The sequence below is a fragment of the Mycobacterium talmoniae genome (assembly GCF_001854525.1).
Lineage (GTDB): Bacteria > Actinomycetota > Actinomycetes > Mycobacteriales > Mycobacteriaceae > Mycobacterium > Mycobacterium talmoniae.
This window is the reverse complement of sequence record NZ_MLQM01000166.1, coordinates 1-12,078: the sequence shown is the minus strand read 5'-3', so window position 1 is coordinate 12,078 and position 12,078 is coordinate 1. Positions and strand designations below refer to the sequence as shown.

At 68.3% G+C, this 12,078-nt stretch carries 9 protein-coding genes and 1 tRNA gene; 9 read left to right on the top strand and 1 reads right to left on the bottom strand.

Annotated elements, in window-relative coordinates:
- Nucleotides 1-427: 427 nt before the first annotated feature.
- Entirely contained in the window at nucleotides 428-1,033 is a 606-nt protein-coding gene (locus BKN37_RS22045; RefSeq protein ID WP_071029083.1) for a hypothetical protein, read from the top strand.
- Between the two features lie 160 nt (nucleotides 1,034-1,193).
- Nucleotides 1,194-1,355 carry a hypothetical protein gene (locus tag BKN37_RS29315; protein ID WP_158260331.1) on the top strand — a complete coding sequence of 54 codons (162 nt, stop codon included), beginning with the start codon at nucleotides 1,194-1,196 and terminating at the stop codon, nucleotides 1,353-1,355.
- Nucleotides 1,356-1,560: 205 nt separating this feature from the next.
- Here BKN37_RS29315 and BKN37_RS22040 read toward each other — a convergent pair.
- Nucleotides 1,561-1,633, bottom strand: a tRNA-Arg gene (locus BKN37_RS22040).
- A gap of 111 nt (nucleotides 1,634-1,744) precedes the next feature.
- Here BKN37_RS22040 and argS point away from each other — a divergent pair.
- The 7 genes from argS to fadD1 all read left to right on the top strand — a co-directional run bounded on the left by argS (nucleotide 1,745) and on the right by fadD1 (nucleotide 12,063).
- Nucleotides 1,745-3,397, top strand: coding sequence for an arginine--tRNA ligase (argS, locus tag BKN37_RS22035; protein ID WP_071029082.1), 1,653 nt, complete (start codon nucleotides 1,745-1,747; stop codon nucleotides 3,395-3,397).
- Nucleotides 3,398-3,432: 35 nt separating this feature from the next.
- Entirely contained in the window at nucleotides 3,433-4,812 is a 1,380-nt protein-coding gene (lysA, locus tag BKN37_RS22030; RefSeq protein WP_242657327.1) for a diaminopimelate decarboxylase, read from the top strand.
- A gap of 2 nt (nucleotides 4,813-4,814) precedes the next feature.
- Nucleotides 4,815-6,137 (top strand): homoserine dehydrogenase, encoded by a 1,323-nt coding sequence (locus BKN37_RS22025; RefSeq protein ID WP_071029080.1) that lies wholly within the window; start codon nucleotides 4,815-4,817, stop codon nucleotides 6,135-6,137.
- Nucleotides 6,134-7,216 carry a threonine synthase gene (gene thrC, locus BKN37_RS22020; protein WP_071029079.1) on the top strand — a complete coding sequence of 361 codons (1,083 nt, stop codon included), beginning with the start codon at nucleotides 6,134-6,136 and terminating at the stop codon, nucleotides 7,214-7,216. The genes BKN37_RS22025 and thrC overlap by 4 nt, the downstream gene beginning before the upstream one ends.
- A gap of 11 nt (nucleotides 7,217-7,227) precedes the next feature.
- Complete coding sequence (thrB, locus tag BKN37_RS22015; RefSeq protein WP_071029085.1) at nucleotides 7,228-8,172, top strand: homoserine kinase; 945 nt, start codon at nucleotides 7,228-7,230, stop codon at nucleotides 8,170-8,172.
- 274 nt (nucleotides 8,173-8,446) lie between these two features.
- The gene (gene rho / locus BKN37_RS22010) at nucleotides 8,447-10,366 is read left to right on the top strand and encodes a transcription termination factor Rho (protein ID WP_071029078.1); all 1,920 of its coding nucleotides are present in this window, start codon (nucleotides 8,447-8,449) and stop codon (nucleotides 10,364-10,366) included.
- 71 nt (nucleotides 10,367-10,437) lie between these two features.
- Nucleotides 10,438-12,063, top strand: coding sequence for a fatty-acid--CoA ligase FadD1 (gene fadD1, locus BKN37_RS22005; protein WP_071029084.1), 1,626 nt, complete (start codon nucleotides 10,438-10,440; stop codon nucleotides 12,061-12,063).
- Nucleotides 12,064-12,078: the final 15 nt, after the last annotated feature.

The window sequence follows — 12,078 nt, the reverse complement described above, 5'->3', positions numbered from 1 at the left end:
CGCCAAAAAACACGCCGCGGCAGCCCTTGCCAAACAACACCAAATCGCCTAGCGTTCAACATGACTCGTTGATCACAACGCGTGAACCACGCCCGATCCGAAGTCCACCACTCCACGGGACGCTATCGTCACCGGCATCATCGAAGTAGTACACCCGCACTTTGACCGCCTCACAACCCTTTGGGCCAAGCGTCCGCCATGGCGCCATCCCACGCTGCTGCGCCGAGGACTAGCTGCGCGATGAAACAGTGAACGGTGGTGCTTCGGCCAAAGAGAATCGCGTGGTTGACTGGCCCGCAGATCGGTTTGGCGGTGTGGCCCATCTGTTCATTCCTCGGCTGGTTGTGGAATCTTTGCACTCAAGTCTTGGCCGCGATGCCAGCGAACTTGTCAACAAAATGTTGACGGCTGTGTCACAGTTCTATGCATGACCGCCCTTGAGCAAGAGCTGCGGTATGCGATCGCATATCGCAACGAGATGGCAGTCGAGCTGGCGAGTTTCCTCCTGACCCTCGCGGCTGATGATGGTGGAGGTCCGATGCCAGTCGGCCTCACGGTCCCAGCTATTGGCAGTGACCCGGACCGCCTCCTCGCCAACGTCCAGGCGCTGACTGCCGTAATCCTTAATCGCGCCGGGATGCCATGGGACGCGATGGCGGCCCAACTCGAATGCAGCAAGCAAGCCCTACACCGTCGCCTCGCAATGCGGGGCGAGAAGCTATTCGAGGAGGCCGTTTCTCACTTCGGTGAGGAGCAACGCACAACGGATACGCGGGCCCTGATGGAGGCCCTATACGCCGCGGAGGCGATCCAAGGTCGGGGTGATGACCCACTGGAGTTACAAGTTGTGGTCCGCTCATTGGTCCCGTGGGGCTCGGCAGACTTGATCTGGAGGCTGGTCACATTGCCTGCATCCGAATACATCTTGGCTGCGGGAAACCGACTTGCGTCGGCCCTCATGAGATGGAGAAGGATTCCCCGTTGGTGGTGGAAACGGGGCGACGACTTGCAAATGGGCAAGGGAGCCAAATGAAAGCTGATTCCTGATGCTGAATTAAGAACCTGGCATCTGGCGCCGTGTACTCTTCGGTTTTCTGCGAGATTGCTGGCAAAAGGACGTCCCAGGAACAAACTTGGGGCGTCCTTCCGTCTGGTCAAGTCAGACCAGTGCCAGCGCCTCACGCAGCGCTACGGTGTCCGCCTGGGACAGCAATACCCGCTGCGCATCCCGCTCGTCCTGGCTGGACCGGCAGGTCGGCGAACGCGATGGCCTGGACGATTCGCGTGGCCAGTTGGCTGGCGCGGCTACCGCGGGCGGCGGTGAGCACTCCCGCGGCGGTTTCGGCATCCAGTAGCACCTAGCCCAGGCTGCGGCGACGCGAGTGCGGAGCGTTGAGGGCGGTGGTTGGACCTTCGGTGTTGTTGCTGTTCACTTGTCCCCCCTCAGGGTCTCGCGGTTGAAAGCGAGCAAACTGTCCTGGGAGGGCCGAATAACAGCCGGATCACATCGGGTACTCGTAGCCGGACCAAAAACCGCATATGACCTGCTGCTTAGTTGGGTGCCCCCGGCAGGATTCGAACCTGCGGCCTTCTGCTCCGGAGGCAGACGCTCTATCCCCTGAGCTACGGGGGCGCGTGCAAGAAGCTGCGCCAGTGGGCTCCGACAGCCTAACGCATGGCGCCCACCATCAAAGAACCGGACGGATTCGGGTCCTGACCACGTCAGACCATAGGATGGAGCCTCGTGACCCCCGCCGATCTGGCCGAACTGCTCAAGGCCACCGCCGCCGCGGTCCTCGCCGCGCATGACCTCGACACCGCCGCGCTGCCCGCGACGGTCACCGTCGAGCGCCCGCGCAACCCTGACCACGGCGATTACGCCACCAACCTGGCGTTGCAGCTGGGCAAGAAAGTGGGCGCCAACCCGCGGGAGCTGGCCGGCTGGCTGGCCGAGGCGCTGGCCAACGCCGACGGCATCGCCGCCGCCGAAACCGCCGGGCCGGGCTTCGTGAACCTGCGCCTGGAAGCCTCGGCGCAAAACGTCGTGGTCACCAACATCCTCGACGCCGGCACCAACTACGGCCACTCCGACAAGCTCAACGACCTCGAGGTCAACCTGGAGTTCGTCTCGGCCAACCCGACCGGCCCGATCCACATCGGCGGCACCCGCTGGGCCGCCGTCGGCGACGCGCTGGGCCGGCTGCTGACCACCCAGGGCGCCGACGTGGTGCGCGAGTACTACTTCAACGACCACGGCGCCCAGATCGACCGGTTCGCCAACTCGCTGATCGCCGCCGCCAAGGGCGAGCCCGCCCCGGAGGACGGCTACGCCGGCAGCTACATCACCGACATCGCCGCGCAAATCCTCGCCGAGGTCCCCGACGCGCTCGAGCAACCGGCCGAGCAGCAGCACGAGACCTTCCGCGCGATCGGGGTCGACCTGATGTTCACCCACATCAAGGCCTCCCTGCACGATTTCGGCACCGACTTCGACGTCTACACCCACGAAGACTCGATGCACACGTCCGGCCGCGTCGAGCAGGCCATCGAGCAGCTGCGCGACAAGGGCAACATCTACGAGAAGGACGGCGCCACCTGGCTGCGCACCAGCGCCTACGGCGACGACAAGGACCGGGTGGTCATCAAAAGCGACGGCAAGCCGGCCTACATCGCCGGCGACCTGGCCTACTACCTGGACAAGCGGAGCCGCGGCTTCAACCTGTGCATCTACATGCTCGGCGCCGACCACCACGGCTACATCGCCCGGCTCAAGGCGGCCGCCGCGGCGTTCGGCGACGACCCGGCCACCGTCGAGGTGCTCATCGGCCAGATGGTCAACCTGGTGCGCGACGGCCAGCCGGTCAAGATGAGCAAACGGGCCGGCACCGTGATCACCCTCGACGACCTGGTCGAGGCCATCGGGGTGGACGCCGCCCGGTACAGCCTGATCCGCTCCTCGGTGGACACCCCGATCGACATCGACCTGGCGCTGTGGTCCTCGGCGTCCAACGAAAACCCGGTCTACTACGTGCAATACGCGCACGCGCGGCTGTCGGCGCTGGCCCGCAACGCCGCCGAACTGGGCCTGATCGGGGACACCGACCACCTGGAGCTGCTCACCCACGACAAGGAGGGCACCCTGATCCGCAACCTGGGTGAGTTCCCGCGGGTGCTGCAGACCGCCGCGTCGCTGCGCGAACCGCACCGGGTGTGCCGCTACCTGGAAGACCTCGCCGGCGACTACCACCGGTTCTACGACTCGTGCCGGGTGCTGCCGCAAGGCGACGAGGAGCCGACCCAGCTGCACACCGCGCGGCTGGCGCTGTGCCAGGCCACCCGCCAGGTCATCGCCAACGGCCTGGGCATCCTGGGCGTGACCGCACCGGAGCGGATGTGAACGTTCATCCCGCCGGACCCCGGCACGCCGACGAGATCCCGCACCCGGGCGCGCCGCCGCGCCCGCAAACCCCGGAGGAGACCGGGCAGCTCGCGCCGAATGTCTGGCCGCGCAACACCGTTCGCGGCGACGACGGCGTGGCCAGCATTGCCGGCGCCAAAGTCACCGACCTGGCCGCCGAGTACGGCACCCCGCTGTTCATCATCGACGAAGACGACTTCCGCGGCCGCTGCCGCGACATCGCGGCCGCGTTCGGCGGCGGCGCGAACGTGCACTACGCCGCCAAAGCCTTCCTGTGCAGCGAGATCGCCCGCTGGATCGATGAAGAAGGGCTGTCGCTGGACGTCGCCACCGGGGGCGAGCTCGCGGTCGCGTTGCACGCCGGATTCCCCGCACAGCGGATCACGTTGCACGGCAACAACAAATCGGTCACCGAGCTGACGACGGCGGTCAAGGCGGGGGTCGGCCACATCGTGCTGGACTCGATGACCGAGATCGAACGCCTCGACGTCATCGCCGGCGAAGCCGGTGTGGTGCAGGACGTGCTGGTGCGGGTCACCGTGGGCGTGGAGGCGCACACCCACGAGTACATCTCCACCGCCCACGAGGACCAGAAGTTCGGGCTGTCGCTGGCCAGCGGTGCCGCGATGGCGGCCGTCAGACGGGTGTTCGCCACCGATCACCTGCGCCTGGTCGGCCTGCACAGCCACATCGGGTCACAGATCTTCGACGTCGCCGGCTTCGAGCTGGCCGCGCACCGCGTCATCGGGCTGCTGCACGACGTGGTCGCCGAGTTCGGCGTGGACAAGACCGCCCAGATGTCGGTCGTCGACCTGGGCGGCGGGCTGGGCATCTCCTATCTGCCCTACGACGATCCGCCGCCGATCGCCGAACTGGCCACCAAGCTGGGCGCCATCGTGCGCGACGAGTCCGCGGCCGTCGGCCTGCCCACCCCGACGCTGGTGGTCGAACCCGGCCGCGCGATCGCCGGTCCGGGTACCGTCACGCTCTATGAGGTCGGCACCGTCAAAGACGTCGAGGTGAGCGCCACCGCGCAGCGTCGCTACGTCAGCGTGGACGGCGGCATGAGCGACAACATCCGCCCCGCGCTCTACGGTGCCGAATACGACGTGCGGCTGGTCTCGCGGACCAGCGCCGCCGCCCCCACACTGTCCCGCATCGTCGGAAAGCACTGCGAGAGCGGCGATATCGTCGTCCGCGATGCCTGGTTGCCCGACGATGTGCAGCCGGGCGACCTGCTGGCGGTGGCCGCCACCGGCGCCTACTGCTATTCGATGTCGAGTCGTTACAACCTGATCGGGCGTCCCGCCGTGGTGGTGGTGCGCGACGGTCGGGCCCGCCTGATGCTGCGGCGGGAAACGGTCGATGACCTACTGAGCCTGGAAGTGAGGTGAGCGTGTTAAACGAGGAGCCGGTCGGTGTCGCGGTATTAGGGCTCGGCAACGTCGGCAGTGAAGTGGTCCGGATCATCGAAGACAGCGCCGATGACCTCGCCGCCCGGATCGGTGCGCCGTTGGTGCTGCGCGGCGTTGGCGTGCGCCGGGTCGCCGCCGATCGGGGCGTGCCCGCCGAACTGCTCACCGACAACATCGAGGAACTGGTCTCCCGCGACGACGTCGACATTGTCGTGGAGCTGATGGGGCCGGTCGAACCGGCCCGCAAGGCCATCCTGCTGGCGCTCGAACACGGTAAGTCCGTGGTCACCGCGAACAAGGCGCTGCTGTCGCGCTCCACCGGGGAGTTGGCCGACGCCGCCGAGCGGGCCCGCGTCGACCTGTACTTCGAGGCGGCCGTTGCCGGCGCCATCCCGGTCATCCGGCCGCTGACCCAGTCGCTGGCCGGGGACACGGTGCGGCGGGTGGCCGGCATCGTCAACGGCACCACCAACTACATCCTGTCCGAGATGGATTCCACCGGCACCGATTACGCCAGCGCGCTGGCTGACGCCCGGGCGCTGGGCTATGCCGAGGCCGATCCCACTGCCGACGTCGAGGGCTTCGACGCCGCGGCCAAGGCCGCCATCCTGGCGTCCATCGCCTTTCATACCCGAGTCACCGCCGACGACGTCTATCGCGAGGGCATCAGCAACATCACCCCGGACGACGTGGCGTCCGCGCGTGCCCTGGGCTGCACCATCAAATTGCTGTCGATCTGCGAGCGGATCACCACCGCCGAAGGCCAGCAACGGGTTTCGGCTCGGGTCTACCCGGCCCTGGTGCCGTCGAGTCATCCGCTGGCCACCGTCAACGGTGCGTTCAACGCCGTGGTGGTGGAGGCCGAGGCCGCCGGTCGGCTGATGTTCTACGGCCAGGGCGCCGGCGGGGCGCCGACCGCCTCGGCGGTGACCGGTGACCTGGTGATGGCGGCGCGCAACCGGGTGCAGGGCAGCCGCGGCCCGCGCGAGTCCAAATACGCCCAACTGCCGATCGCGCCGATCGGCGACATCGTCACCCGGTACTACGTCAGCATGGACGTCGCCGACAAACCCGGTGTGTTGTCCACGGTGGCAGCCGAATTCGCCCAACACGAAGTCAGCATCGCCGAGGTGCGCCAGGAGGGCGTGGCCGACGAGGACGGCCGACGTGTCGGCGCCCGGGTGGTGGTGGTCACCCACCGGGCCCCCGAGGCTGCGCTGTCCGAAACTGTTGCCGCGCTGGCCGATTTGGACGCGGTACAGCGGGTGGCCAGTGTGTTACGACTGGAAGGAACCGGCCAGTGAGCGCCGCCCCGAGAACCATTCACCAGCCCTGGCCGGGCTTGATCGCCGCCTACCGCGATCGGCTGCCGGTCGGCGACGACTGGACCCCGATCACGCTGCTCGAGGGCGGCACCCCGCTGATCCACGCCACCCGGCTGTCCGAACAGACCGGCTGCACCGTGCATCTCAAGGTCGAGGGGCTCAACCCCACCGGCTCGTTCAAGGACCGGGGGATGACGATGGCGGTCACCGATGCGGTGGCCCGCGGCCAGCAGGCGGTGCTGTGCGCCTCCACCGGCAACACCTCCGCGTCGGCGGCGGCCTACGCCGCGCGGGCCGGGATCACCTGCGCGGTGCTGATCCCGCAGGGCAAGATCGCGATGGGCAAGCTGGCGCAGGCGGTGATGCACGGCGCCAAGATCATCCAGATCGACGGCAACTTCGACGACTGTTTGGAACTGGCCCGCAAGATGGCGGCCGATTTCCCCACCATCTCCCTGGTGAACTCGGTCAACCCGGTGCGCATCGAGGGGCAGAAGACCGCGGCGTTCGAGATCGTCGATGCGCTGGGCGCCGCCCCGGACGTGCATGCGCTGCCGGTCGGCAACGCCGGAAACATCACCGCCTATTGGAAGGGCTACCGCGAGTACTACGCCGACGGCGTCACCGCGAGCCTGCCGCGCATGCTGGGCACCCAGGCGGCCGGTGCGGCGCCGCTGGTCCTGGGTGAACCGGTCAGCGAACCCGAGACCATCGCCACCGCGATCCGGATCGGTTCACCGGCGTCGTGGGCCCAAGCGGTGGAGGCCCAGCAGCAGTCCAACGGGCGTTTCCTCGCCGCCACCGACGAGGAGATCCTGGCCGCCTACCACCTGGTGGCCCGCTCCGAAGGCGTTTTTGTCGAGCCCGCGTCGGCGGCCAGCATCGCCGGGCTGCTCAAGTCCATCGAGGACGGCTGGGTGGCCCGCGGTTCGACGGTGGTGTGTACCGTCACCGGCAACGGCCTCAAGGACCCCGACACCGCACTCAAAGACATGCCGAGCGTGACCCCGGTGCCCGTCGACCCGGTCGCCGTGGTTGCGAAGTTGGGACTGGTCTAGAAGGGGTGTCGGTGACCCAGATTCTGCCGGCCGGGCTGTCCGCGAGTGCGGTTGTGGCGGCGTCAAGCGCCAACCTCGGACCCGGCTTCGACAGCCTTGGCCTGGCCCTAGGCCTCTACGACGAGATCATCGTCGAAACAGCCGATTCCGGCCTGGTGGTGCAGGTCGAGGGCGAGGGTGCCGGCCAGGTGTCGCTGGGCCCGGATCACCTTGTGGTCCAAGGCATCCGGCGAGGGCTGCAGGCAGCGGGCGTCGCGGCGCCGGGGCTGGTGGTGCGGTGCCGCAACGTCGTGCCCCATTCGCGCGGGCTGGGCTCGTCGGCGGCGGCCGTGGTCGGCGGGCTGGCGGCCGTCAATGGTCTTGTCGCGCAGGTGGATACGACGCCGCTGACCGAGATGGAGCTGATCCAGCTGGCCTCGGAGTTCGAAGGCCATCCGGACAACGCCGCGGCCGCGGTGTTGGGTGGCGCGGTGGTGTCGTGGACCGACGGCAGCCGCACCCCGCCGGCGTACGGGGCGGTGCCGTTGCGGCTGCACCCCGATATCCATCTGTTCCCGGCGATTCCCGAGCAACGCTCGTCGACGGCCGAGACGCGGGTACTGCTGCCCGCACAGGTCAGCCACCACGACGCCCGGTTCAATGTGAGCCGCGCCGCCCTGCTGGTGGTGGCGCTCACCCAGCGGCCGGATCTGTTGCTGGCCGCCACCGAGGACCTGCTGCATCAGCCGCAGCGCGCCGCGGCGCTCCCGGCGTCCACGGAATACCTGCAGCTGCTGCGGCGTTATGGCATCGCGGCGGTACTTTCCGGTGCAGGACCTGCGGTGATTGCGCTCAGTACCGCTGCGGCGTTGCCCGACGAGGTCGTCGAGTACGGCGCGGCAAAGGGCTTTACCGTCCGCGAGATGACCGTCGGCGACGGAGTTCGCTGGAGTTCGGGAGTGGTGGTGCCGAGCTGAGGCGCGCCACGCGGCGCAGGGTATGCCTTGCTTCCCGCTCGGAAGCAGGTTATTCTCGGAGCCGTCCAGCAATCGCAGGATCTGCGTCTGCACTCATACTGCGATGTCACTGGGACACACCACCAAATTCTTCTCGTGGAGACGGTTCGCCATTCAACGCCGCCGATGCGGGTCAGCACCGCAACACAGGAGATGGTGGAACGCACTCGGCGATTTGGCTGAATGCAACTAACCCCTCGCCGCGACACAACCAGCGAGGGAAGAAAGGAAATCCGTGACTGATACGGACCTCATCACGGCTGGCAGCAGCACCCAAGACAGCCTGCTGTCGGATTCCGTGACCACAAACACTTCCACGCCGGCTGCCGGGGGCGCTGACACCGCCGCCGCGCCGCAGGTCGCGCTGTCGGCGATGGTGCTGCCGGAACTGCGCGCGCTGGCCAGCCGCGTTGGCGTCAAAGGCACCTCGGGCATGCGCAAGAGCGAACTGATCGCGGCGATCAAGGAACGCCAAAACCCGGGCGGCAGCGCCAACCCCGGCCACAGCAACGGCGGCGCCACGGAAACGCCCGCCGGCAGCCCCGCCCCGGAGCCGTCGGCGGACACCGCCGACACCAAGTCGACCCCGCCGGCCGAGGCGCCGTCGGGCACCGCCCCGCGCCGGGCGCGTCGGGGTGCGAGCCGCGACGCCGGATCGCCGGCCGGTGAGCCGACATCCAGCGACAAGCCCGACAAGGCCGACAAGAGCGACAAGGCCGAGCAGGCTGACACCGGCAAGTCCGGCCCGCGCAACGACCAGGACACCGCGACCGAGGGCCGCAAATCCGAGGACGCCAAGACCGAGGAGCGCAGCCAAAACAAGGGCGGCGACCAAGGCGGTGACCAGCAGGGTTCCGGCGGCCACCAGGGCCAGCGTGACCAGCAGAACCGGGGCGGGGACGACGACGGTGACGGCCGTCAGGGCCGGCGGGGCCGCCGGTTCCGGGACCGCCGCCGCCGCGGCGAACGCTCCGGCGAGGGCGGGGACACCGAACTGCGCGAGGACGACGTCGTGCAGCCGGTGGCCGGCATCCTCGACGTGCTGGACAACTACGCCTTCGTGCGCACCTCCGGCTACCTCGCCGGCCCCAACGACGTCTACGTCTCGATGAACATGGTCCGCAAGAACGGCCTGCGCCGCGGTGACGCGGTGACCGGCGCGGTGCGGGTGCCGCGGGAGGGGGAACAACCCAACCAGCGGCAGAAGTTCAACCCCCTGGTGCGCCTCGACAGCGTCAACGGTGGTCCCGTCGAAGACGCCAAGAAGCGGCCCGAATTCGGCAAGCTGACCCCGCTGTACCCGAACCAGCGGCTGCGCCTGGAGACCGCGGGCGAAAAGCTCACCACCCGCGTCATCGACCTGATCATGCCGATCGGCAAGGGCCAGCGCGCGTTGATCGTGTCGCCGCCCAAGGCCGGTAAGACCACGATCTTGCAGGACATCGCCAACGCGATCACCCGCAACAACCCCGAATGCCACCTGATGGTGGTGCTGGTCGACGAGCGGCCCGAAGAAGTCACCGACATGCAGCGCTCGGTCAAGGGCGAGGTCATCGCCTCGACGTTCGACCGGCCGCCGTCGGATCACACCTCGGTGGCCGAGCTGGCCATCGAACGGGCCAAGCGTCTGGTCGAACAGGGCAAGGACGTTGTGGTGCTGCTGGACTCGATCACCCGGCTGGGGCGCGCGTACAACAACGCCTCGCCGGCCTCGGGTCGAATCCTGTCCGGTGGTGTGGACTCCACGGCGCTCTACCCGCCCAAGCGGTTCCTGGGCGCGGCCCGCAATATCGAAGACGGCGGCTCGCTGACGATCATCGCCACCGCGATGGTGGAGACCGGGTCCACCGGTGACACGGTCATCTTCGAGGAGTTCAAGGGCACCGGTAACGCCGAGCTCAAGCTGGACCGCAAGATCGCCGAGCGCCGGGTGTTCCCCGCGGTCGACGTCAACCCGTCCGGCACCCGCAAGGACGAGTTGCTGCTGTCCCCGGACGAGTTCGCCATCGTGCACAAGCTGCGTCGGGTGCTCTCCGGCCTGGATTCGCATCAGGCGATCGACCTGCTGATGAGCCAGCTGCGCAAGACGAAGAACAACTACGAGTTCCTGGTGCAGGTGTCCAAGACGACACCGGGTGGCGCCGAAATCGATTAGCACACCCGGCGACGGCCCCCGGCACCCAGTGCGTCGGGGGCCGTCGTGTGCGTTGGGCCACAATGGTGCCCGTGGCAGACACGGTGCAACAACTCCTGCGCGAACGGGTCGGCGACGACGCCCCGGCGGTCCGGTACGGCGAGCGCGTCTGGACCTGGCGTGAGCACCTGGCCGACGCCGCGGCCATGGCCGCCGCGCTGATCAAGGCCGCCGACCCGGACCGGCCGCTGCACGTCGGGGTGCTGCTGGGCAACACCCCCGAGATGCTCACCGCGATGGCGGCCGCCGCGCTGGGCGGCTACGTGCTGTGCGGGATCAACGACACCCGCCGCGGGGCCGCGCTGGCCGGCGATATCCGCAAGTCGGACAGCCAGATCCTGCTCACCGATCCCGCGCACGCCGACCTGCTCGACGGCCTGGACCTGCCCGGCGTGCGGATCCTCGATGTCAGCGGTGCCGAGTGGTCGACGATGCTGGCCGACGCCGGCGACCTGGTCCCGCACCGCGAGGTGCAGCCCACCGACACCTTCATGATGATCTTCACGTCCGGCACCAGCGGGGACCCCAAAGCCGTGCAGCTGCCGCACCTGATCGTGCCGTTCGCCGGTGCGTCGCTGATCCAACGATTCGAGCTGAGCGCATCCGACATCTGCTACCTGTCGATGCCGCTGTTCCACTCCAACGGGCTGCTGGCCGGGTGGAGCGTGGCGGTGGGGTGCGGCGCGTCGATGGTGCCCGCGACGTTCTCGGCGTCCCGGCTATTACCCGACCTGCGCCGCTACCGGGCGACCTACCTGAACTATGTCGGCAAACCGCTGGCCTATGTGCTGGCCACCCCCGAACAACCCGACGACCACGACAACCCGCTGCGGGTCGCGTTCGGCAACGAGGCCAGCGATCGCGACATCGCCGAGTTTTCCCGCCGCTTCGACTGCACGGTATGGGACGGTTTTGGCTCCACCGAGGGCGCGATCATCGTCACCCGCGAGGACGGTTGCCCGCCTGGCGCATTGGGCAAACCGTTTCCCGGCGTGGCCATCTACCACCCCGACACGGTGACCGAGTGCGTCGCCGCCGAATTCGCCGAGGACGGCAGCCTGACCAACCCCGACGAGGCGATCGGCGAACTGGTCAACACCACCGGGGCCGGCATGTTCTCCGGCTACTACAACGACCGGGATGCCACCGACGCCCGGTTGCGGCACGGTATGTACTGGTCCGGCGACCTCGCCTACGCCGACGCCGACGGGTGGATCTACTTCGCCGGCCGCACCGGGGACTGGTTGCGGGTCGACGGCGAGAACATGACCACCGCACCCATCGAACGGATCCTGCTGCGGCTGGAGCCGGTCAGCCAGGTGGCGGTGTACGCGGTGCCCGACGAGCGGGTGGGGGATCAGGTGATGGCGGCCATCGTGCTGCACGACGACGCCGCGCTGACCCCCGAAGAGTTCGGCGACTTCCTGGCCGGCCAATCCGATCTGTCGCCCAAGGCGTGGCCGCGGCACGTCTGGCTCACCGATGCATTGCCGGCGACGGCGACCAACAAGGTCCTCAAGCGGGAACTGACCGCGCGCGGTGCGACGCCCGACGGCGGTGTGCTGTGGACCCGCGACGGCAACCGCAGGACCTACACCCCCGTCGAGGGGCGCCGCACCGCCCCGTCAGCGGTCGGGGAGCTCAGCCCCCCACACTGACCCGCGGCACCGGCG

What these genes read in the sequence shown, in the direction of transcription:
- BKN37_RS22045 (WP_071029083.1), top strand. Translation starts at nt 428, where the DNA reads ATGACCGCCCTTGAGCAAGAGCTGCGGTATGCGATCGCATATCGCAAC.